Here is a 23,714-nt window from a genome sequence, read left to right as displayed (position 1 = left end):
ATGGAAGAAATAAACAAGAAAATTTTGTTAGTGGAGGATGATCCTAACTTTGGAACCGTTCTTAAAGATTATTTAATGATGAATGATTACGATGTAGTTCATGCTAAAAACGGTATGGAAGGCTTCGAGAAATTTAAGAAAGACGATTTCGATTTATGTATTCTTGATGTTATGATGCCTTATAAAGATGGTTTTACATTAGCTAAAGAAATACGTGAAAAAAACACCGATGTCCCTATTGTTTTCTTAACAGCTAAAGCGATGAAAGAAGATGTGTTAAAAGGGTACAAAGTGGGCGCAGACGATTACTTAAATAAACCTTTTGACAGTGAAGTATTGCTCATGAAGATTAAGGCTATCATACAAAGAAAGGCGACCGAAACTATATCAGACAGCAAGCAATTTGAGTTTAAAATTGGTGGTTTCGATTTAAATTCTAAACTACGCTTTTTACGCTATAATGATGGTGACCCTATTAAATTGTCTCCTAAAGAAAATGAATTATTACGTTTATTAGCGTTGCATGAAAATGATTTGATGCCTCGTGAATTGGCTCTAACAAAAATTTGGAGAGACGATAATTACTTTACATCTAGAAGTATGGATGTATACATTGCCAAACTTAGAAAGTATTTAAAATTAGATGAAAAAGTAGAAATACTTAACATACATGGCGAAGGTTTTAGATTGGTTGTTAATTAGAATGCAACTATAATAATAATATAAAAAATCCAGCGATAGCTGGATTTTTTGTTTATTAAGATATTAGTCTATGAAAGGTTTTGGTGTTTTTATTGTCTGCGTGTTAACTTAGTTTAATTAGTTATAAGTAATTTACTTATAGAAGACAATTGAATAAAATTCTTTAAACTTTATATATGCACACAGGATTAGATAATCCTTCAGTCTACTCTTTTGTTACTTGTTTCTATTCTGATGATCTTTTTTAAATTTTTCAGAACGTTTTATCTGTTCTTCAAGATTCCATTTAAAGTTAAATCTGTTTTTTAGAAATATAGCGATTGGTTCAATCCCAATTTCAGCTCTTCTTTTATCAATGTTAACAGGATCGTGAACAGGCCAAAGATTGAAACTTTTAGTTTCAGGATAGTATTTCATTTGGCCACCATAAATTTGTAATTGCTCTTTGTTAGCTACGATTCTGTCTTGAGCGCGAACCAAATATCTAGGTTCTAATTTTTTCTCTAGCACAGCTTTTTTCATTAAAGGAATATAATATTCTCTAGTTTCTTGATCTGCATGTTGAATAACGTTGCAAATTGTTCGATTGCCTTGTTCTCCTAAAAGTGTCAATTCAGGCCAATTGTTTCCGTCAAGAATTTCTCTAACTTTTATTATGTTAAGCGCATGATTTTTTCTGTATTCTTTTTAATAGAATTCAGCTTCCTTAGATTCTGCACCAAGAATATTTATCAAAGAACCTCTTAATCTAATAGGAATTTGTTCCTTGCGCCAAATTGTATCTAAAACTGCAATTAAATTTTTATTTTTCTGAACAGTTTTTTTTGATTTGTCCTTATTTGAACAAGATATAGATATAATTAAAAAGAGTATTAGTGCACATCTCATCATATATATTTGATCGATGGTAAACGAAGGTAATATAACTTTATTAGTGTCTATTGAGCAATTAAAGCAAAATCATCTGTTTGAATATTATTTTTAATTTCTAGTAAAAATTTTAATTGACAGAAAATAACTTGATATCAAAAATAAGGATAGAACTACCTGGTATGCTTCTAAATTTATTGGTAACATAACCTAAGTGAGAAGGAACTAGTAAAATTCCGTTTCCGTTTTCCTTGAAATTAGTAATGCCTTCTGTCCAGCCAGGAATAACTTGTTGTAAGCCAAAAGCAATTCCCTACTCATCACTTTGATCAAAACCTGTTCCGTCTGTAAAATAACCTTTGTATGCAACCATAACATTGTCTGTGGTGGTTGGTTTTGGCCATCTCCAAGTTCGTTAACTACATAGTACAACCCAGAATTACTCTTTTCTGTGTTTAAATTATTAGCGTTTATATATGCTAAAATATCTTCTTCGTTTTGAGTTCTAAAACTGTGGCTGTTTTTTTATTATCCGAAGAACAAGACATAAAAAATAACCAAGGTTAATGCGGTCAATATACTTTTCATAACATAAATTTTTAAGAGACAAATATAACTAGAGCTTATGATTTTATAACAAAAAACCACTCTGTTTTCACAAAGTGGTTTTGATATATAATAGAATGTTGAATTCATCAACGCGTCAACTATTTAATCATATCGTAGCTGCGTTTAATGAAGTTTGTAAGTTCTTCACCTTTTAACAAGCCTTGAGATAATCGTGCCAAATCCAAACTCTGGTTTATTAAACGTTCCTGCTTCTTTTTAGTTTTAGTAGCAAGAATTTCGCCAACCAATTCTGAGTTTGTATTTACTATTAAATTGTACATTTCAGGCATATTACCCATGCCAAACATACTGCCACCACCGGTTTGTTGCATCTCTTTCATACGACGCATAAACTCTGGCTGCGTAATTATGAATGGACTAGCATCGCTATCCATTGCTTCCAACTGTACCATGAATTTTTCGGAAGGAATCACATCTTTTAGTAACTCATCTAAACTTTTCTTTTGCTCTTCATCTAATTTAGAAATTGTCGTATCGTCTTTCTTGATTAAATTATTAATATGATCGCCATCTACACGAGCAAAAGAAATTTTTTCTTTAGTGCTCTCTAACTTTTGGATTAAATGAGAAACGATTGGAGAATCTAAAAGCAACACTTCGTAATCTTTAGTTTTAGCCGCTTCAATATAACTATGTTGTGCATCTTTATCTGATGCATAAAGTATTACTAGCTTGTCATCCTTATCTGTTTGTTTCGCTTTAATTTTATTGTAAAGCTCTTCGTATGTATAATATGTACCATCTACTGTTGGATATAATGCGAAGGCATCAGATTTTTCAAAGAATTTTTCTTCAGAAAGCATTCCGTATTCAATTACGATTTTAATATCGTTCCATTTCGTTTCAAAATCCTCACGGTTATTGTTGAATAACGATTTTAATTTATCGGCTACTTTTCTAGTGATGTAAGATGAAATCTTTTTAACTGCCCCATCGGCTTGTAAATATGAACGCGATACGTTTAATGGAATATCTGGAGAATCAATAACACCACGAAGCATAGTTAAAAATTCTGGAACAATACCTTCAACATTATCTGTTACAAAAACTTGATTTTGATACAGTTGAATTTTGTCCTTTTGAATTTGCATATCGTTCGACATTTTTGGGAAATATAAAATCCCAGTTAAGTTGAACGGATAATCTACATTTAAGTGGATGTTGAATAATGGCTCTTCAAATTGCATTGGGTACAATTCTTTATAGAATCCACTGTAATCTTCATCTTTTAAATCAGCCGGTTGTTTTGTCCAAGCTGGATCTGGATTGTTTATAATATCATCTACAGTTATTTGTCTATGAGGTTCTGTAGTTTCTTTACCGTCTTTGTCTTTTGTTGTTTTTGGTTCGTGTTCTGGATCGTTTGTTTCCTTAGTTCCAAATTTAATTGGAATAGGCATAAACTTGTTGTATTTATTTAATAACTCACGAATACGAGATTCTTCAAGAAATTCAGTTGAATCTTCAGCTATATGAAGAATAATTTCTGTACCTCTTTCTGTTTTTTCTGAGGCCTCTAAAGTGAATTCTGGTGAGCCATCACATGCCCAATGTGCAGCGGGTTCATCTTTATGAGATTTAGTGATGATTTCTACTTTTTCAGCAACCATAAATGCTGAATAAAAACCAAGGCCAAAGTGACCGATAATTCCTGAATCTTTTGCTGAATCTTTATATTTATCTAAAAATTCCTCAGCACCAGAAAATGCCACTTGATTAATGTATTTTTCAACTTCTTCAGCTGTCATACCTAAACCTTGATCTATTATGTGAAGTTTTTTGTTGTCTTTGTCAATTTTCACCTCTATCTGTGGATTGCCATATTCAACTTTGGCATCTCCAACATTTGCTAAGTGCTTTAACTTTAAAGTCGCGTCTGTTGCATTACTGATTAACTCACGCAAAAATATTTCGTGGTCGCTATACAAGAATTTTTTAATGAGCGGGAAGATATTTTCTACCGATACATTAATGTTTCCTTTTGTCATGATATATATGTTTTATTCAATTTATTATTATGATTCAGTAATAGACAACAAAAATGCCAATTGATTAAATATGACAAACTGACACAAAAAAAGTCACTTTTATTAAAAGTGACTTTCTAAGTTCTAATGTTAAAAATTTCTAATTCTTTATTGTTTCCTCAGGTTTACTTATATCTTGAATGTTTTTTAAATATTTTTCAAACCATTGATCTTGTTCCCAAAGCATATGCATTATAGATTCTTTTGCGGTATAGCCGTGACTTTCTTTAGGTAACATAACTAATCTAACAGGTGCACCTAATCCTTTTAAGGCATTAAAATAACGCTCGCTTTGTAACGGGTAAGTACCCGAATTATTATCAGCCTCTCCATGTATTAATAATAATGGTGTTTTCATAGTATCTGCATGCATAAATGGGGACATATTATAATAAATCTCAGGAGCTTCCCAATAATTACGTTCTTCACTTTGAAAACCAAAAGGTGTTAGCGTTCTATTGTATGCACCACTTCTAGCCACGCCAGCAGCAAAAAGGTTTGAATGTGATAGTAAATTGGCTGTCATAAATGCGCCATAAGAATGTCCACCAACAGCGACTTTGTCTCTGTTTATATGGCCCATATCATCAACAGCATCAATGGCAGCTTTTGCGTTAGATACTAATTGCTTAATAAATGTATCGTTAGGTTCTTCATCCCCTTCACCAACTATCGGGAATGAGGCATCATCTAATACAACATAACCTTTGGTAACCCAATAAATAGGTGAGCCATACCAAGGGTAAGTAAATTCATTAGAGTTGGATGTGCTTTGTCCTGCGCTATTTTTATCTTTAAACTCTCTAGGGTATGCCCACATTATCATTGGGTATTTCTCACCTTCTTTATAATTTGTGGGTAAGTATAGTGTTCCAGAAAGCTCTAAACCATCTTCTCGTTTATATTTTATTATTTTCTTGCTAATATTTTGAATACTCTTAAAGGGGTTTTCAAATTGGGTAAGAGGGATTGGTGCTATTTTCTTTTTTATATTTCGGACGTAATAGTTAGGGTATTCATTTTTTGATTCTATTCTAACTAAAATTTCACCTTTATTCATGTTTAAAGACATTGAAATGTCTTCAACTTTATCAGTTAATGTTGATTGATATAGTCTGTTTGTCTCTTTCGTTTTTAAATTGATTTCATCAACAAAAGGAAATTTTCCTTCTTTACTATATCCGTCTCCAATTAAAAAGGCTTTATCGTCAATTAAATCTATGGTGTTCCTGCCAAATTCATTTCTTTTGGTAACAAAATTTCCAGGGTCGCTATATCTATCTTGATAATTTCTGTCTGAAATAATTTTTGGCTCAATATTAGGGTTTGATGGGTTTATCAAATAAGCTTTTGTATTCCGAGTATTCCACCAATAATCATAGGCAATTGCAGTCTTTTCATTCCCCCACTCAATACCTCCATAGCGATTAATAGTTTTGAATAGTGATACTGGTTCAGTATTAAAAGGAGCATCTAATTGAAAAATTTGATCTCTATGCGAAACTTCTTTTTCAGAATCACCTTCGTCTAAAGCTTCAGCCCAAACTAAAGTTGCAGGTTTGTCATCTCTCCAATTAAGCCGACGCTTCCCTTTTCTAACAGACATAAATCCTTTTGGTAAATCTTCAATTAAAGGAACTTCTAAAATTGTTTTAATTAATTTCCCGTTTGTATCATAAACATTACTTTTTGAAGGAAATCTAGAATAAGGAACTAGGTAAGAAAATGGTTTATCGATAGTTGTAATCATGATGTAATTACCATCTGGAGAAAATGATAGACTTCTATACATATCACTCTTCATCCATGGCGTGTGGTTTCCATTAAGATCTACTTTATGTAATTCTGAAAGCACTAATTGCTCAAAATTATGTTCATCAGTTTTATTTTTTAGTAAATCTTGATAGGTTCTATTCTGAGCTTTTTTACCAGCCTCACTTACTGATATTGTCGGGCCACTAGGAATAGCAGTCTTTGTGTCAATAAGTTCTTTTTTACTTTGAGATAGTGTTTTTATTAAAAGGGCTTGATTATTTTTAAACCAATAAAAAGGGCGCCCTGTATTTGCATTTAAATTATCATCTGTTATCTTTTTAGCAGATTTAGATGCAATATTTAGTATCCATAGCTCAACCCCTTTAGTAGTTGTATTTGTGAATGCCATCATTTTTTGATTTGGTGACCATGAAAAGTTTGCTAAACGAGGTTTTTCAGGTAATCCAGAGACATTTGTTTCTTTTCCTTTTCTTCCTAACCTAACCTTTATACTATAATAATACCTTTGTCTACTATTTATGTTAGTTTTAGGATTTATTCTTAATCCACCAAGCCGCATCTCTTTTTCAGAAAGTGTTTGTATACTTTTAAAATTACTTCGGTATAAAAACATAATGTTCTCACCGTTACTGTCTATTCTAATAGAAGGTGCCATAGGAGCTTCAGCTAATTCTAATATTTCTTCGGTTGGCTTTTGATAGTTTAAGTTTTCTTGAGCTGAAAGCCAAAATCCAGATAAAAGCAAATAAATAAAAACAATGTTTTTCATTTTTTGAGTGATTTTTATTAAAGCATTAAATTTAATTAAACTAAGACCATAACCTTATTAAAATAAAGTTAAAAAGAATGGTGTGACTATTTCTTTTCGACATTAAATGAAATAGTTTTTAAATTATAATTATCTTGTAATGAGAAATAAATTATTGAACATGTACAATTCAAAAATAACAGGACTAGGTAAATATGTTCCAGATAATGTGGTTACTAATGATGATTTGTCTAAGATGATGGATACAACAGACGAATGGATCCAAGAACGCACTGGGATAAAAGAGCGTCGATGGATTCCAGAAGGTTCTGAGGACACATCTGCTGTGATGGGAGCTAAAGCTGCTAAGATTGCTATTGAACGAGCGGGTTTAACTAAAAATGAAATAGATTTTATAGTTTTTGCAACTTTAAGTCCAGACTATTATTTTCCAGGTTGTGGTGTACAGATTCAAGATTTACTTGATATGCCAACCATTGGTGCGTTGGATATAAGAAACCAATGTACCGGATTTGTGTATGCTGTGTCTGTGGCAGACCAGTTTATAAAAACCGGTATGTACAAAAATATTTTGGTTATTGGAGCAGAGTATCATTCAGGTGGATTAGAAAAATCCACTCGTGGTAGAGGCGTTACCGTTATTTTTGGTGATGGTGCCGGTGCTGCTGTTATGAGCAGAACCGAAGATAATTCTAAAGGCGTTTTGTCGTCTCACTTACACTCTGAGGGCAAATACGCAGAAGAGCTTGTAGTTGAAGGACCAAGTATTAAACATTGGGTACCTGAAATTCTAGAAGCTAATGACCCAAACGACACGTCTTATTATCCATATATGAATGGAACTTTTGTATTTAAACATGCCGTAGTTCGTTTTAGTGAAGCTATTGTTGAAGGCCTTCAAGCTAATAATTTAAAGAAAGAAGATATTGATATGCTAATTCCGCATCAAGCAAACCTTAGGATTTCACAATTTATTCAAAGGAAATTTGGATTGCGCGATGACCAAGTGTTTAATAATATTCAGAAGTATGGGAATACCACTGCAGCGTCAGTTATAATTGCTTTAACTGAAGCTTGGGAAGAAGGTAAGATAAAGGATAATGATACCGTAGTTTTGGCAGCTTTTGGAAGTGGGTTTACATGGGGAAGTGTTATTATTAATTGGTAATAAATATAAAAACCCGAAACATTGTTTCGGGTTTTTAAGCTATTAATCAACTCCAACTAACACTATCTTATGTGAAGTATATTATTATAGACGTAAAAAACATCGTTTTATTTCATTGTTAACAAACTTTAACATTTTTATACAAAAAACTCGAAATTATCAATTTCGAGTTTTTAAAATGTACTACTCTTTATCATACGAATGTTATTATGTGAAGGTGACTAACTCTTAAATAATTAAATTTTCGTTTTTGAGTATATTTGTCTAACGTATAATATTATTATATATTGTAAAAATGATAAAAATTTAACAATTTTAACATTTAATATGAAATGTTTTAATGTGAAAAACAAAACCCCAAAGCTAAGCTTTAGGGTTTTTATTCAACAACCTAATTATAATACTAACCATCGACTAAATTTAGGTCATTAAATTTCCTTTTAGAAACCTCCACCGGATTTTTCGTTGTTATCTCTTCGCTTACGTGATTTAGCTCTATATTTCCCGTCACCAAATCTATATGAAAGGTTGGCTGAAACAGTTCTGAATTCAGGAGAAAATCTAGCCGTTTGAAGAAAAGGCCTCTCACTCAAAACAGCTACTTTTTGAGTGTTAAAAACATCGTTAAAACTTAAGCTAAATGTGGCTTTATTATTCTCTAAAAATGAATACCTGGCACCTAAGTTTACAAAAAACATGGGGTCAACTTCAAAATTTAAACCAGTTTCCTTACCCCGTTGCATCGCAAATGCAGTAAATGTTAGCTTCTTGCTTACCGAAAAGTTGTTAAATATTCTAAAGTTCCAAATGAGGTTGTCTACTTCAACTCTTTCCGAAATAATATCGTTCTCAGTTGGGTTAATAATTGTTGGATCTATACGTTCTGCAATTCCCTTTTGAGTTCGTGAATATAAATCGAAACTTGTACTAAAACGCCACCATTTGGTAGGTTTATAATTACTAGATAACTCGAACCCATAAGCAGACGTGTTTTCGAAGTTATCAAAAGTTAGTATGATCCTATTTGAAGCTAAATCTGACCGGTCAACATAAACAGCTCTATTTATTTCATCTTCAATAATTCTATAAAATATTCCACCAGTAAAACTTCCTTTTTTTAGATTTCGGGTATAATTAATTTCTAACGAATTTGTGAATTGCGGTTCTAGCAAATGATTTCCAAAGTTAGAAACTAAAGGTGTATTCCATTCTGGAATTGGATTTACTTGTCCAACACCAGGTCTATCAATTCGTCTACTATAGCTCAATTGATATGAGTTTTTATCTGATGGGCTATAAGTAAAAAATGCCGACGGGTATACTTCAAAATAATTGTTATCGAATGGGATAATATTTTCTACATTATCAACTAAATCTAATTCATTTGCAATAGCATCAACTTTAACACTTTCAGCTCTTAACCCTAATTGATAAGACCATTTTTCAAACTTTTTTGAATAACTTGCATATGCAGAATAAATATTTCTTTTGTATTCAAAATCGGTGATTGTTGGTATATAGTTTCCACTATCATTTCTAACTCTACCATCCGATTCATAAATTATTTCATTGTCAAATAATCTTGCTTGTAATCCTAGTTCTAATTTGGCTTTTTCCGAAACTGGGTCTACATAGTCTAAGTTTATGGTTGTATTGGTTCTATCAGTCTCTGTAAGTTCAATAAAATCTGGTCTAATATTTAATCCGCTCAATATATTGTCTGTTTCAATATCACTATCAAATAGACTATGATTAATTTCTAACTCAATATTTTGTCCTTTCTTATTGAAATCTATTTTGTAATCAAAATTGTATTGTGAGGAGCTATTATCATTTATCACATTATTATACTGAGTTTGATTATTAGACATGTTTTCGTTAAATATGAAATTTGAGTCTACCATATTTTTACCTTCAAAAACATTCTGATTGGTGAAAAAAGAAATCGTGTTTTTATCATTTAAGTAAAAGTCAACACCAACTTTATAAAGATGGGATTTATCGTTATCAAATAAGTTTACAGTTTGAAAAGAATTATTCTCTATTTGTGAAATAAGCAGGTTAGTTTGGTTTTTGCGAATATTATTGCTGTAACTTCCATAAAGGTTAACTTTTCCATTACGATAATTCATATTCAAAGAGCTATTAAACTTTGCCTCCCTTTGATATCTTAATCCTAAATTTGCACTTCCATTAAATCCAACGTTGGTATTTTTATGGAGTATAATGTTTATTAGACCACTCATGCCTTCTGGATTGTATTTTGCAGAAGGATTGGTTATTAATTCAATCTGTTTTATCGATGTGGAAGGAAGTTGTTTTAGTAATTGTGCTGTTGGAATATTTGATATTTTGCCATCGACCATTACTCTTACGTTTTGGTTTCCTCGCATACTAATATCTCCAGTTTGAACATCAACATTAATTGATGGAACCACTGTCATTACTTCTGTTGCTGTCCCTAAATTAGCTAAGTCTTTACCAATATTTATAACTTTTCTGTCTACTTTTTGTTGAATTGTTGAGACTTCAGCTATTACTGTTATTTCATCTAGTCCTTCGACTTCTTCTTCCAGTAATATAGAACCAAGATTTACCTTGTAGTTGCCTTTACCAATTTTAACTTCTTTATTATACGTTTTATATCCAATGTATTGAATACTGACAAAAATATTTCCTTCAACTATTTTGTCAACTTTAAAAGTACCATCTTCATTAGTGATGCCACCAGTTATTATATCTTTATTACTGTTTTTAATAATTACATTTACATATGGTAAGGGTTGGTTTAATTTAGCGTCTAAGACTTTTCCAAATATGGAACCAGTTTTGTCTATGGTTTTTTCTGGATCTGTGTTTATTGCTTTAGTGCTCGTTGCTAGCAATAAGAAACACATGAAAATTAGATTTTTCATTTGATTGTTCGTTTTTTGATTGATTTATGATGATATAAGGTAGACGATTCGAAAAGTTTTTCGTTACCACTTTTAACAACCATTAACATATTTTTAACATGAATAAAAAAACATTGGTGTTTGGGGCATCACTAAAGCCAAATAGATACTCAAATTATGCCATACAGCGATTAGTTGCTAATGCATATGATACAATGGCATATGGATTAAGTGAAGGAAATATATCAGGAATTGATATTGATACCGAATTAATCGATTATGAAAACATACATACGATTACCCTTTATCTGAATAAAAAAAGACAGGTTGCGTACTATGAATATATTGTTTCATTGAAACCTAAGCGTGTTATTTTTAATCCAGGAACTGAAAATCCAGAATTTTATAAAATTTTGGATGAAAATAATATAGCTCATGAAGCATCTTGCACCTTAGTTCTGCTTGCTACGAATCAATATTAATCCTAAAAAGGTTAATAGTCCATTTAAAATGAGAATGAAGAAACCAAACTCAAACCCAAACCATTTTGCACTATTAACACTTATTAAATAAGAAAGAATTGGTGAGAGTACAGCGACAATAGGTACTAATTTATCTTTTACTTGCCACTTAGTAAATAACCCGAAAGCATACAAACCTAATAAAGGGCCATATGTGTATCCTGCAAAAACAAAAAGTTTTGCAATAACGCTGGCGTCTTTAATTACATATTTAAATATTATAATTACTAAGATTAAAACTAAAGAGATTAATACATGAACAAGCTTTCTAACTTGAACTTGTTTTTTAGAATCGTATTTTTTTTCAATATTTAAAATATCTATACTGAATGATGTTGTAAGTGAAGTCAAAGCTGAATCTGCACTGCTATATGCCGCAGCGATTAAACCCAATAAGAAAAAAGCAAAAACACCAATACTCAAATGGTTTTTTGCAAGAATTGGAAATAAATCATCTTTATGGGCATCAATGCCGTTTTGTTCTGCATAGATGGTTAGTAATAATCCCAAACTTAAAAAAATAAAATTGACAATTGTTAACACTATAGTAAACCAAAACATATTTTTTTGAGCATCTTTAAGCGTTTTGCAAGTCAGATTTTTTTGCATCATGTCTTGGTCTAAACCCGTCATAACAATCGCTATAAATGCCCCAGAAATAAATTGCTTCCAAAAGTAGTTGCTAGATTTAAAATCATCAAAAAAGAATGTTTTACTCAAGTCGCTATCCGCTATAAAACTTAATAAACTACTAGTGTTTAGATCTAATTCACTACTAACAAAATAAATAGCAACCCCTACAGCAATAAGCATAAACAGTGTTTGTAGGGTGTCTGTCCATACAATAGTTTTTATGCCAGATTTAAATGTGTACAACCAAATAAGAAGTACAGTAATTGTTACAGTTTGCCAAAATTGAATACCCAAGTCATCAAACAAAATTATTTGTAATACGTTGGCCACCAAATACAATCTAAAACTAGCGCCAACTACTCTTGATATTAAAAAGAAGGAAGCTCCTGTTTTATATGCGTAATTGCCAAAACGTTCTTCTAAATAAGTATAAATTGATGTTAGGTTTAATTTGTAATATAAGGGAAGAAGTATTGTTCCGATAACAAAATAGCCAACTATATAGCCTAATACAACCTGCATATAGCTGAATTGTGAGACTTCAACCCATCCAGGAACCGATATAAACGTCACACCAGATAGAGAGGCTCCAATCATTCCAAAAGCGACAACATACCAAGGTGATTGTCTATTGCCTTTAAAAAAAGCATCATTCCCAGACTTTTTCCCAGTTAAATATGATATTAAGATTAATAAACCAAAGTAAGAAGCTATTAATAGAATAATTTGAGTGGCAGTCATAAAATTAATTCAAGTTTTCAAAATACAAATATTAAACTTCAAATTCCAAAAGAAGACTTAGTTATTTAAATGAATTCACTAAAATTAGCGAAATTCGTATCGAAATAGTAAATTCGCAACCATGGAATTTTCGTCTAAATTGTTGGAGAATGCGGTTAACGAGGTGTCTCAACTTCCCGGTATAGGTAAGCGAACGGCTTTGCGTTTAGTGCTTCATTTATTACGCCAGCCTAATAGTCAAACTGAGTCACTTTCTAGGGCATTGGAAAATATGCGTAACAACATTAAGTTTTGTAAATCATGTAATAATATTAGTGATTTAGATATTTGTGAAATATGCTCAAATCATAAAAGGAATAAGGAAATAATATGTGTTGTAGAAGATGTGCGCGATGTTATGGCAATTGAAAGTACAAGCTCATTTAAAGGACTATATCATGTTTTGGGAGGTAAAATTTCACCTATGGATGGCATTGGGCCGCATGATTTAAATATTAACCTTTTAGTAGATCGTGTTAAAACAGGTGAAATAAAAGAATTGATTTTTGCATTAAGTTCTACTATGGAAGGAGATACAACCAATTTTTACATTTATAAGCAAATTCAAGATTATGACATTGCTATTTCTACTATTGCTAGAGGAATTTCAGTAGGAGATGAATTAGAATATGCAGATGAAATAACACTTGGAAGAAGCATTATGAATAGAGTTCCATTTGAGTCTTCATTAAAATTGTAATTTAGTTTTATATAGCTATCTAATGAACCTTTTTTTATGAACGGACAAATAGCAGTTCTACTACCACATTATAATAATTATAGTGGTTTGCAGCTTACTCTTAATTCTTTGCTAAATGAAAGTGAAGAATTTATTGTCTTTGTTTTTGATGATGGGAGCGATGAAGTAAATAAGACTGAAGAAATAATTAAATATTATGGCAATCAATTAGATATTAGATTTATCAAAAATGCTGAAAATATTGGTATCGCAAAAACACTAAATAAAGGTTTAAAGTATATTATTGAATTAAAAGAATATGATTTTATTGCTCGAATAGACGCTGGGGATGTTTCATTGAATGACAGATTCAAGCATCAAAAACAAGCGTTTTTAAATGATAAAGATTTAGGTCTGGTTGCATCGTGGGTTAGATTTGTTGATATAGAAAGAAATAAACTTTTTGAATTTAAACCACCCACCAAGCATTATAAATTGAAAAAAGATATATTTCTTTATAATCCATTTGTACATTCTGCGGCTATGTATAGACTCGACTCAATTATTAAAGTTGGTTTTTACTCTTTAAACTATCCAGCTTTGGAAGATCATGCTTATTTTTTTAAAATTATTAAGGTATTTAAAACTTTTAATGTACAAAATGTTTTGATGGAATGTGAAATTTCTAAAAATGGCGTATCAATTAGAAGAAGAAAAGAGCAAACAAGAAGTAGGATTAAATTAATTTTGGATGAATATAAATTTGGTTTTTATCCAACATTAGGTTTATTTAGGGCAATATTAACACATATATTACCGCAAAAATTATTGATTTTAATGAAGAGGTTTTTATATAAATAATTATGGAAGTCGTTACTCTCGCTAATGAGGCTTTTACAAATAAATGTAAAGAATTAATTTCTAGTCTTAACTATACTCCAGATTTAATGGTTGGTATTCTTAACGGTGGTGGCTATGTTTTAGATGAATTATTAATAGAGGAAGCTTTTAATAATTCTAAAATTAAATTTATAAAACTTCAAAGAGTGAGTTGGCTTAAAGATTTTGTTCTGGTCAGACAGTTTTTAAAAGTGATGCCCTATAGCATTACCAATAAGCTGAGAAAAATGGAGTCGTCAAAATCTTCGAAATATATAAATAGCTTGAGTTTAAAGGAATTATCCAATCATAAAATCGATTTTCAATTTAATGCCATCTCTAAAGAAGTAATAAAGAATATACTCATTGTTGATGATGCAATTGATACAGGTAAAACGATGTTTGTTGTAAAAAATAATTTAAAAAGATTATTTCCAGAGGCTCAAATTAAAATTGCGGTTATTTCATGGACTATTGAAAATTCAATTATTAAACCTGATTACTTTATATTTAAAGATGTTTTAGTTAGATTTCCGTGGTCTAAAGATTATAAAGGTAAAGATTTTGAAAAAAAGAGTTTTAGTAGTTGATTTAGATGGCACACTTTTTACAATAAATACGTTTCATTACTTTGTAAAATACCTTCTTCTTCAAAGTCTTAAGAATTTAAAAGTTCTGTTTCTTTTTAAACTATGTGGTGTTATTTTTTCTAGACTATATAGTACGCACTCAACGGTTAAGTACAAGATTTTAAAACTTTTGAATGAAAGGACAGATGTTGATTATAACAAGTTCGTAAGTAGTATAAATTCAAAAAAGAGGGTTATTAATTGTATTGAAAACTCTAGCTTTAGTGTAAAAATATTAGCAACGGCGGCCCCATCTATATATGCGAATATAATAGCGGAAAACGAAAGTTTTGATGTTTGTATTGGTACAGATTCTCCATTTGGGAATTATACCGAAGAATTTGAAAACTCAAAAGAAGTTAAGAGGAAGAATGTTTTAAACTATTTAAAGACGCATAATTTAGAGGTAATAGATATGTTTATCACTGATCATATTGATGATCTACCACTTTTAAAAGAAGCAAACCAAAATTTCATTGTTAATCCTGATGAAAATTTTGTCAAAACCTTAAAACAAAATTCAATTTCATTTGAAGTAATTCCTTAAACAGGTTAACTTTGTAAATAATTAAAGTTGAATTAAAATCTGTTTTAATGAGGATAATTCATAAAAACATTAATTTTTTAATTAATTTTGCAAACAGAATTTAAAAAACAAGTAGTATAATAAGAATATGGCAAAGTTTGAGCTTAGGTTACCAAAAATGGGAGAAAGTGTTGCAGAAGCAACTATAACATCTTGGCTAAAGGAAGTTGGCGATACTATTGAGTTAGATGAACCTGTTTTAGAAATAGCGACAGATAAAGTTGATAGCGAAGTCCCAAGTGAAGTTGATGGTGTTTTAATTGAGCGATTATTTAATGTAGATGATGTAGTTCAAGTAGGGCAGGTGTTGGCTATTATTGAAACTGAAGGAGATGATGAATCGTTAAGCAATAGCCATAGTGAAACAGAAACAAATGACAATGAAAAAGTTGTTGAAGAGATTACACAGACCATTTCTCTTGTAAAAGAAACAGTTGCTCCTGTAGTTTCAAGTACTGAACGTTTTTACTCGCCTCTAGTAAAAAATATTGCTAAGGCAGAAGGTGTTTCTCAGGAAACATTGGATGCTATAGTCGGAACAGGAAAAGATAATCGCGTTACAAAAAATGATATTTTAGAATATCTTCAAAATAAAGGTAACAAAAAAGAACAAGTTGTCCAGCCAAAAGAAGAAGCAAAATCAGCTGGAATTATACATGAAGAAAAACCAAAAGTAGCAGAAAGACCTCTTGTCACTAGTGGGGAAGATGAAATAATAGAAATGACTAGAATGGGTAAACTTGTTGCGCATCATATGGTTGAGTCTATTCAAACATCTGCACACGTGCAAAGTTTTATAGAAGCAGATGTTACTAAAATTTGGAATTGGAGAAAGAAGGTTAAAGATGGATTCATGAAACGTGAAGGTGAAAATTTAACTTTCACGCCCATATTTTTAGAAGTAGTTGCCAAAGCACTTCGTGATTTTCCTATGATGAATATTTCTATTCAAGGAAATACAATTGTGAAAAAGAAGAACATAAATCTTGGTATGGCAGCAGCTTTACCAGATGGAAATCTAATAGTTCCTGTTATTAAAAATGCAGACCAACTTAATTTAGTAGGTATGACTAAGCAGGTAAATGATTTAGCCAATAGAGCACGTTTAAATCAATTAAAACCAGACGATATTCAAGGCGGAACTTATACGGTTACTAACGTTGGTAGTTTTGGTAGTATTATGGGTACGCCTATAATTAATCAACCTCAAGTTGGTATTTTGGCGTTAGGAGCCATAAGAAAAACACCATCAGTAATTGAAACCTCCGAAGGAGACTTTATTGGTATTCGTTACAAGATGTTCTTATCGCATTCTTATGATCATCGTGTAGTTAATGGAGCACTAGGTGGAATGTTTGTAAAAGCAGTCAAGGACTATTTAGAGGCTTGGGATACTAATAGAGAAATTTAAAAACAGAAGATTAAATAAATTTAGAACCTAACCATTTACTGGTTAGGTTTATCTATTTTTGCAAACAGCGCTTTGTCATAATTATTTAAGTAAAATAAATGCAACTAAACCTAACAAAACCAATCTGTTTTTTTGATTTAGAAACCACAGGAATCAATATTACAAACGACCGCATAGTAGAAATATCTGTTCTTAAAGTACATCCAAACGGAACTGAAGAAAGTAAGACATGGTTGGTTAATCCTGAGAAGTCAATTCCTAAAGAAGTTATAGCTATTCATGGCATTACTAATGAAAAAGTGGCGAATGAGCCAATCTTTAAAGAGCTTGCTAAAGAAATTTATAATATGATCAAGGATTCAGATCTGGGTGGGTTTAACTCAAACAGATTTGATATTCCTTTGCTAGCGGAAGAAATGCTCCGTGCAGAAATAGATTTCGATATGAAAAACAGATTGGCTATTGATGTGCAAACTATTTTTCATAAAATGGAGCAACGCACATTAACTGCGGCATATAGGTTTTATTGTGATAAAAATTTAGATGGCGCGCATAGCGCAGAAGCTGATACTAATGCAACTTACGAAGTTTTAAAAGCGCAATTGGATAAATATGAGGATTTGGAAAACGACACCAAATTTTTAGCGGAGTTTAGTTCTAGAAAAAAGTTTGCCGATTTTGCAGGATTTATAGCATATAATAAAGAAGGTGTGGAGTATTTTTCTTTTGGAAAGCACAAAGGAAAATTAGTAACAGAAGTTCTAGAAAAGGAACCTGGTTATTTTGGTTGGTTACTTAATGCCGATTTCCCATTATACACAAAAAAGGTTTTAACAGCAATAAAGCTAAGGAGTTTTAATAATAAGTTAGAGTAATCAATATGCAGTATTCAGTGACAATCACAGTCACAGTTGTATTGTAAATACTATTCATGTATTCGAGCTAAAAGAACTCAACAACAAACAACTTAACAACTAACCATAGTGAAATTAATCTGCATCGGACGAAATTATACCGAACACATTAAAGAATTACAAAATGAAAGGCCAATAGATCCTGTGGTGTTTTTAAAACCAGATACAGCAATTCTACTTAAAAAACAGCCTTTTTTTATTCCAGACTTTTCAGAGGATGTGCATCATGAAGTTGAGGTTCTGGTAAAAATAAATAGAGTAGGTAAGCATATCGACAAAAAGTTTGCTCATAAATATTATAATGAAATTGGATTAGGTATCGACTTTACAGCACGAGATTTACAAAGTCAATTAAAAGTGAAAGGACTGCCTTGGGAAAAGGCAAAATCATTTGATGGAGCTGCTGTTATAGGGAAGTGGTTGCCAGTAAAAGAGGTTGTGGATCTCAACAATATTGAATTTTCTTTAAAAAAGAACGATAAAATTGTTCAAAAGGGAAATACCAGCCATATGTTGTGGAAAATTGATGAATTAATAGAATATGTGTCAAAATATTTTACTTTAAAGATTGGAGATATTATATTTACAGGAACTCCAGCTGGAGTTGGCAAAGTAATTGCTAACGATAAGTTAAAAGGATTTATAGAAGACAAAGAAATGTTTTCAATAACAGTAAAATAATGGAACAACATTACAAATTATTTAGAGTACGCGAATTAGCTGATAATGATGAGGACTTTATTCAAACACTTGCCGAAACTTTTTTAGAAGAAGTTTCTGTTGATGCTGAGCGTTTAAAAGTGGCAGTTGCAGAAAAGAATTATCAAGAAACTTATCAAGCAGCTCATAAAATGAAACCAACGGTGGATTTATTTGAATTAGGTATTTTAGACGATTTAATTGAGGTCCAAGATTGGGGGAAATTCACAAAAACAGAATTGGATATTACCGATAAACTAAATATTGTTATTTCTGCGGTAAATAATGCTTTGGTAGAAATAAAATCCGATTTTAATTTATAATCATGCGAGCCGAAATAATTACCATTGGTGATGAGCTACTCATAGGTCAGGTAATTGATACAAACTCTGCTTTTATCGCCAAAGAACTTAATAAAATTGGCGTTTCAGTCATACAAATTACGTCCATTCAGGACGATAAAAATCATATACTACAAGCTTTTAAGGACGCAGAAGGTCGTGTTGATATTATTATCATTACTGGGGGGTTAGGTCCGACTAAAGATGACATCACAAAAAAAACGATTGCTGAATATTTTGATGATGTACTAGTAAAAGATGCGTCGGTTTTAAAAAATATTAAAATCCTTTGGGATAAATATATCCGTCAAACCTTATTACAAGTAAACATAGATCAGGCGCTAGTTCCTTCTAAAGCAACTGTTTTAATGAATAAATTAGGAACCGCACCCGGTATGTGGTTAGAGAAAGAAGACAAGACATTTGTGTCTCTTCCAGGTGTTCCTTATGAAATGAAAACACTAATAACTAATGATGTAATTCCTAAGTTAAAATCTAAATATCATTGTCCATTTATTTTACACCGTACACTTATAATATATGGGTTAGGAGAAAGCACTTTAGCGGCGAGAATAGAATCATGGGAAGATGCCTTGCCAAAACATATTAAATTAGCCTATTTACCAAACTTAGGGAAAATGCGATTACGTTTATCGGCAAAAGGGTTTGATGAAAACAAGATAAAAGAAGAAGTTCAAGAGGAAATTGATAAGGTGTTACCGTTAATAGAAAAAGAGTTTTTTGGTTTTGAAGATGAAGATGGTAATGAAGAAGCTGTTGTTGCCAATCGGTTAACAAAAATGGGAAAAACACTTTCTATTGCAGAAAGCTGTACTGGAGGAAAACTAGCGCAATTGTTTACTGCAAAAGCTGGAGCGTCAAACTACCTAAAAGGCGGTGTTGTTGCTTATGCAACTCAATCAAAAATTGATGTTTTAAATGTCCCAGAAACGTTAATTCGAAAATTTTCAGTAGTAAGTGCTCAAGTAGCGGAAGCTATGGCGAAAAATGTTCTTAAATTATATAAGTCAGATTTCGCAATTGCTACAACTGGAAATGCTGGGCCAACCAAGGGAGATTCTAATGCAGAGGTAGGAACTGTTTTTATTGCTATAGCTACTAAAAACAAGGTTTATTCAGAGCAATTTAACTTCGGTAATCATCGTGAAAAAGTAATCAATAAAGCCGTTAATAAAGCGCTTGAAATGCTTCAAAAACAAATTTTTAAAAATTGATAAAAATTAGGTTGGCATAATACAAAGAATTTGTATATTTGCACCTCGATTTTAAGCAACAAAGAATTTAAAGTTATATAGAATGTCAAGAGTTTGTGAACTTACAGGAAAGAAGGCAATGGTTGGTAACAACGTGTCTCACGCAATGAATAGAACTAAACGCAAATTTAACGCGAATTTAGTAAAGAAACGTTTTTATATTCCAGAAGAAGACAGCTGGATAACTTTAAAAGTTTCTACATCTGCTTTAAAGACAATCAATAAAATAGGTATTTCTGCAGCAATTAAAGATGCGAAATCTAAAGGATTTTTAAAATAATAGCTGTATTTAATAATAAAAAGACATGGCAAAGAGAGGCAATAGAATACAAGTAATCTTAGAGTGCACAGAGCACAAAGAGTCTGGGCAAGCAGGAACTTCAAGATATATTACTACAAAAAATAAAAAGAATACGCCAGATAGAATGGAGATTAAAAAATTTAATCCTATCCTTAAGCGTATGACAGTTCATAAAGAAATCAAGTAAAAACAATAGATCATGGCAAAGAAATCAGTAGCATCATTACAAACAGGATCTAAAAGATTAACAAAGGCAATCAAAATGGTTAAGTCTCCAAAAACAGGCGCTTACATGTTTGTTGAATCTATCATGAATCCAGATCAAGTTAACGACTTTTTAAACAAATAAAAGGTTTCGTTTCAAGATATTATAAGCTGCTTTCACTAAGAAAGCAGCTTTTTTATTTTTATATTGCAAGGTCTTTTCTGCCATTATAGCAGGATATTAAATGTGGTAGGAAAGTTGACAAGAGTTATTTCTAAATTGAACTGTAATTCATAATTGTATTATGTACATTTCAACAAATAAGCAAAAAACGAATAAACATTTTTAGATGAGTTTTTTTAAAAAAATATTTTCTTCAGAAAAAAAAGAAACCCTAGATAAGGGATTAGAAAAATCTAAATCCAGTTTCCTTGGTAAACTAAGTAAGGCCGTAGCAGGAAAATCTAAAGTAGATGATGAGGTTTTAGATAATCTTGAAGAAGTTTTAGTATCAAGTGATGTTGGAGTAAACACTACACTAAAAGTTATCGAACGTATTGAAGAGCGTGTTGCCAAAGACAAATATTTAGGCACTGACGAACTCAATACGATATTGCGTGAAGAAATTGCTGGCTTGTTAAGTGAAACTAATACGGGAGAGTATACCGAATTCACAGTTCCTCAAGATAAAAAACCATATGTAATTATGGTAGTAGGTGTTAATGGAGTTGGTAAAACTACGACAATAGGAAAACTAGCTTATCAATTTAAGAAACAAGGATTAAATGTAGTTTTAGGAGCAGCAGATACTTTTAGAGCAGCTGCAATAGATCAACTTCAAGTTTGGGCAGATAGGGTAGATGTACCGTTAGTTAAACAATCTATGGGTAGCGATCCTGCCTCTGTAGCTTTTGATACCTTAGAAAGTGCTGTTACACAGAAAGCCGATGTAGTTATTATAGATACGGCGGGACGTTTACATAATAAAGTAAACTTAATGAATGAGCTTACTAAGGTAAAACGTGTAATGCAAAAAGTGGTTGATAATACGCCTAATGATGTATTGTTAGTTCTAGATGGTTCTACAGGTCAAAACGCCTTTGAGCAAGCCAAACAGTTTACAGCAGCGACCGAAGTTACTTCATTAGCAGTAACAAAACTAGATGGAACAGCAAAAGGTGGTGTTGTAATTGGCATTTCAGATCAATTTAAAATACCTGTTAAATATATAGGAGTTGGAGAAGGTATTGAAGATTTACAGGTATTCAATAAATACGAGTTTGTAGATTCGTTTTTTAAATAGCCCACTTTATCATTCCTGAGTAGGTAGGAATCTCTTAATATTCAGTAAGTTTCTGTAATTATTATTATATTTATTCTGAAACTATGAGTTACAATATTCATCATAACCTCTTAATAAAAGCTTCAATAAAAGAAGTTTTTAATGCTGTGTCTCAACCGAAGCATCTAAATAATTGGTGGACACTAAAATCTTTAGGCAAACCAGAATTAGGAGCAGAATACAATTTGAATTTTACTGATGATTACAATTGGTTTTGTGAAGTTTCAAAAGTAATACCTAACGAATCTTTTTATTTAAAAATGACTAAATCTGATAAGGATTGGAATCCAACAACTTTTGGTTTTGATTTCGAAGTAAAAGATGAAAAAATCCTTGTCCAATTTAGTCATATTAATTGGATTCAAAATAATCACGAATACAGGAATTCGTCATTTTTTTGGGCCATGCTTTTAAATGGGCTAAAAAATTATCTTGAAAAAGGAGTAGTTATTCAGTTTGAAGAACGAAACTAATTAATTAACTTATTGATTTCTCTCCAAAGATCATTATCAAAACTTGAAGGACCTAACAAGGCTTCACCGGCATCATCTCCCATTCTAATAATAACTAATTTTTGACTAGGAACCACGTACATTTTTTGGTCATTTCTTCCTAAACCAGCAATTAAATCATTTGGTGCATTTGGAATTAATTTTCCTTGAAATTCTTGTGTTAAACCAGGACCTCTAAAACTATCTTTACCATTTAACCACCATAAATAACCATATGCTTTGTTAAGGTTTTGAGACGTATTTATCATAGCATTAAAAAAATCTTCATCGTCTAAAATAATAGTATCATTCCAAATACCCTTGTTCAAATTAAGCAACCCGAATCGAGCCATACTTCTAGCATTGCTATAATACAATTTAAAATAACCAAAAGATATCCAAGCACCTTGCATGCCGATTTTGCTTTTCAGTCTATCATTAAAATAACTATCAAAATCATGACCTATAGCCCCTGCAATAACATTGTGAATTGTGGTGTAAGCGGCATTATGATAATACCAAAAACTACTAGGTTCGTCTTTATAAATAAGGCATTCAGGATCTGTGCAGTTATTATTTGGTATTGTATAATCTAAACCAGTGGTCATAGTTAAATGATTCCAAACAGTAATATTATCTTCTTGTTGTGTTGTTAAACTAGTCCAGCCATTTCCCAAGTATTTATTTGAGGGCTCATTTATGTTTAAATAACCTTCTTTTTGTACAAGACCAGTTGTAAAAGCAACTAAGGTTTTAGCAGCGGAATTCCAAGGTAGGTTTGAGTTTGCATTTTCACCATTGCCGTACCATTCCACAACCATTTTACCGTTTTTTAAAATTAAAAAAGCTTTCGTGCCTTTACTTTCTACATAAGTTAAAAGCGGTTGTAACTCAGATGTATTCCATCCTAATTCTGAAACGGTTGACGTTTCCCAAATATCAGAAATAACAGGTGGAAAATAAAGGTTGTCAGCACTAGGGATTGTTTCGGTAGTATCCTCATTTGAGGAACAACTAAAAAATGATGCAACAACTATCAGAATAAAATAGGGTAACTTTTTCATAATAGTAGGTTTTTATTAAGACCGATAAATATAAAAAAGGTTTAAAAAGTAGGTTTTGAAAATAGTTTATATTTTAATAAAAAGTTTAGATTGATTATTTATTTTTAAGATATAGACACCAGATGCTAT

At 31.5% G+C, this 23,714-nt stretch carries 24 protein-coding genes; 17 read left to right on the top strand and 7 right to left on the bottom strand.

Going from position 1 to position 23,714, the window contains the following annotated elements:
• The gene (locus AC2D6V_RS13465) at positions 1-702 is read left to right on the top strand and encodes a response regulator transcription factor (RefSeq protein ID WP_484648945.1); all 702 of its coding nucleotides are present in this window, start codon (positions 1-3) and stop codon (positions 700-702) included.
• A 216-nt stretch (positions 703-918) separates the two neighbouring features.
• Here the strand turns inward: AC2D6V_RS13465 and AC2D6V_RS13460 are convergent, their stop codons facing one another.
• From AC2D6V_RS13460 to AC2D6V_RS13445, 4 genes are all read right to left on the bottom strand, one after another.
• Positions 919-1,356 carry a DUF6624 domain-containing protein gene (locus AC2D6V_RS13460; RefSeq protein WP_484649540.1) on the bottom strand — a complete coding sequence of 146 codons (438 nt, stop codon included), beginning with the start codon at positions 1,354-1,356 and terminating at the stop codon, positions 919-921.
• Between the two features lie 346 nt (positions 1,357-1,702).
• Complete coding sequence (locus AC2D6V_RS13455; protein ID WP_484649539.1) at positions 1,703-1,837, bottom strand: FKBP-type peptidyl-prolyl cis-trans isomerase; 135 nt, start codon at positions 1,835-1,837, stop codon at positions 1,703-1,705.
• Positions 1,838-2,279: 442 nt separating this feature from the next.
• On the bottom strand, positions 2,280-4,190 hold the full coding sequence (gene htpG / locus AC2D6V_RS13450) for a molecular chaperone HtpG (protein WP_484648941.1): 1,911 nt from the start codon (positions 4,188-4,190) through the stop codon (positions 2,280-2,282).
• Positions 4,191-4,329: 139 nt separating this feature from the next.
• Positions 4,330-6,774, bottom strand: a complete 2,445-nt coding sequence (locus AC2D6V_RS13445; protein WP_484648937.1) for an alpha/beta hydrolase family protein — start codon at positions 6,772-6,774, stop codon at positions 4,330-4,332.
• Between the two features lie 160 nt (positions 6,775-6,934).
• Here AC2D6V_RS13445 and AC2D6V_RS13440 point away from each other — a divergent pair, with 160 nt between their 5' ends.
• Positions 6,935-7,942 carry a 3-oxoacyl-ACP synthase III family protein gene (locus AC2D6V_RS13440; protein ID WP_484648934.1) on the top strand — a complete coding sequence of 336 codons (1,008 nt, stop codon included), beginning with the start codon at positions 6,935-6,937 and terminating at the stop codon, positions 7,940-7,942.
• A gap of 440 nt (positions 7,943-8,382) precedes the next feature.
• Here the strand turns inward: AC2D6V_RS13440 and AC2D6V_RS13435 are convergent, their stop codons facing one another.
• Positions 8,383-10,857 (bottom strand): TonB-dependent receptor, encoded by a 2,475-nt coding sequence (locus AC2D6V_RS13435; RefSeq protein ID WP_484648930.1) that lies wholly within the window; start codon positions 10,855-10,857, stop codon positions 8,383-8,385.
• A gap of 98 nt (positions 10,858-10,955) precedes the next feature.
• On the opposite strand from AC2D6V_RS13435, the gene AC2D6V_RS13430 reads away from it, so the two are divergent.
• Entirely contained in the window at positions 10,956-11,318 is a 363-nt protein-coding gene (locus AC2D6V_RS13430; RefSeq protein WP_484648926.1) for a CoA-binding protein, read from the top strand.
• On the opposite strand, the gene AC2D6V_RS13425 is transcribed toward AC2D6V_RS13430, so the two are convergent.
• On the bottom strand, positions 11,289-12,731 hold the full coding sequence (locus AC2D6V_RS13425; RefSeq protein ID WP_484648922.1) for a sodium:solute symporter: 1,443 nt from the start codon (positions 12,729-12,731) through the stop codon (positions 11,289-11,291). The two genes, AC2D6V_RS13430 and AC2D6V_RS13425, sit on opposite strands and share 30 nt — an antisense overlap.
• A 121-nt stretch (positions 12,732-12,852) precedes the next feature.
• On the opposite strand from AC2D6V_RS13425, the gene recR reads away from it, so the two are divergent.
• The 14 genes from recR to AC2D6V_RS13355 all read left to right on the top strand — a co-directional run bounded on the left by recR (position 12,853) and on the right by AC2D6V_RS13355 (position 22,503).
• A complete protein-coding gene (gene recR, locus AC2D6V_RS13420) occupies positions 12,853-13,470 on the top strand; it encodes a recombination mediator RecR (RefSeq protein WP_484648918.1) in 618 nt (205 codons plus the stop codon).
• Between the two features lie 36 nt (positions 13,471-13,506).
• Positions 13,507-14,310 carry a glycosyltransferase gene (locus tag AC2D6V_RS13415; RefSeq protein WP_484648914.1) on the top strand — a complete coding sequence of 268 codons (804 nt, stop codon included), beginning with the start codon at positions 13,507-13,509 and terminating at the stop codon, positions 14,308-14,310.
• Between the two features lie 2 nt (positions 14,311-14,312).
• Positions 14,313-14,918 (top strand): phosphoribosyltransferase, encoded by a 606-nt coding sequence (locus AC2D6V_RS13410; RefSeq protein WP_484648911.1) that lies wholly within the window; start codon positions 14,313-14,315, stop codon positions 14,916-14,918.
• Positions 14,893-15,504 (top strand): haloacid dehalogenase-like hydrolase, encoded by a 612-nt coding sequence (locus AC2D6V_RS13405; protein ID WP_484648907.1) that lies wholly within the window; start codon positions 14,893-14,895, stop codon positions 15,502-15,504. Before AC2D6V_RS13410 ends, AC2D6V_RS13405 begins: the two co-directional genes overlap by 26 nt.
• A 127-nt stretch (positions 15,505-15,631) precedes the next feature.
• Positions 15,632-16,954, top strand: a complete 1,323-nt coding sequence (locus AC2D6V_RS13400) for a dihydrolipoamide acetyltransferase family protein (RefSeq protein WP_484648904.1) — start codon at positions 15,632-15,634, stop codon at positions 16,952-16,954.
• 98 nt (positions 16,955-17,052) lie between these two features.
• A complete protein-coding gene (locus AC2D6V_RS13395; RefSeq protein ID WP_484648901.1) occupies positions 17,053-17,829 on the top strand; it encodes an exonuclease domain-containing protein in 777 nt (258 codons plus the stop codon).
• 108 nt (positions 17,830-17,937) lie between these two features.
• Positions 17,938-18,549 (top strand): fumarylacetoacetate hydrolase family protein, encoded by a 612-nt coding sequence (locus AC2D6V_RS13390; protein ID WP_484648896.1) that lies wholly within the window; start codon positions 17,938-17,940, stop codon positions 18,547-18,549.
• A complete protein-coding gene (locus AC2D6V_RS13385; protein ID WP_484648891.1) occupies positions 18,549-18,890 on the top strand; it encodes a lipocalin/fatty acid-binding family protein in 342 nt (113 codons plus the stop codon). The genes AC2D6V_RS13390 and AC2D6V_RS13385 overlap by 1 nt, the downstream gene beginning before the upstream one ends.
• A gap of 2 nt (positions 18,891-18,892) precedes the next feature.
• Positions 18,893-20,143, top strand: a complete 1,251-nt coding sequence (locus AC2D6V_RS13380) for a competence/damage-inducible protein A (RefSeq protein WP_484648887.1) — start codon at positions 18,893-18,895, stop codon at positions 20,141-20,143.
• Positions 20,144-20,225: 82 nt separating this feature from the next.
• The gene (gene rpmB / locus AC2D6V_RS13375) at positions 20,226-20,462 is read left to right on the top strand and encodes a 50S ribosomal protein L28 (protein ID WP_484648882.1); all 237 of its coding nucleotides are present in this window, start codon (positions 20,226-20,228) and stop codon (positions 20,460-20,462) included.
• 25 nt (positions 20,463-20,487) lie between these two features.
• Positions 20,488-20,670: a 50S ribosomal protein L33 gene (rpmG, locus tag AC2D6V_RS13370; protein ID WP_042500020.1), complete on the top strand. Its 183-nt coding sequence runs from the start codon at positions 20,488-20,490 to the stop codon at positions 20,668-20,670.
• Between the two features lie 12 nt (positions 20,671-20,682).
• Positions 20,683-20,832: a DUF4295 domain-containing protein gene (locus tag AC2D6V_RS13365; protein ID WP_484648876.1), complete on the top strand. Its 150-nt coding sequence runs from the start codon at positions 20,683-20,685 to the stop codon at positions 20,830-20,832.
• 205 nt (positions 20,833-21,037) lie between these two features.
• On the top strand, positions 21,038-21,991 hold the full coding sequence (gene ftsY / locus AC2D6V_RS13360; RefSeq protein WP_484648872.1) for a signal recognition particle-docking protein FtsY: 954 nt from the start codon (positions 21,038-21,040) through the stop codon (positions 21,989-21,991).
• An 83-nt stretch (positions 21,992-22,074) separates the two neighbouring features.
• On the top strand, positions 22,075-22,503 hold the full coding sequence (locus AC2D6V_RS13355) for an SRPBCC family protein (RefSeq protein ID WP_484648868.1): 429 nt from the start codon (positions 22,075-22,077) through the stop codon (positions 22,501-22,503).
• Here the strand turns inward: AC2D6V_RS13355 and AC2D6V_RS13350 are convergent.
• Complete coding sequence (locus tag AC2D6V_RS13350; RefSeq protein WP_484648865.1) at positions 22,500-23,585, bottom strand: serine hydrolase domain-containing protein; 1,086 nt, start codon at positions 23,583-23,585, stop codon at positions 22,500-22,502. The two genes, AC2D6V_RS13355 and AC2D6V_RS13350, sit on opposite strands and share 4 nt — an antisense overlap.
• Positions 23,586-23,714 lie beyond the last annotated feature (129 nt).

Source organism: Algibacter sp. YIN40, assembly GCF_057219435.1.
This window is presented reverse-complemented; position numbering and strand designations above follow the sequence as displayed.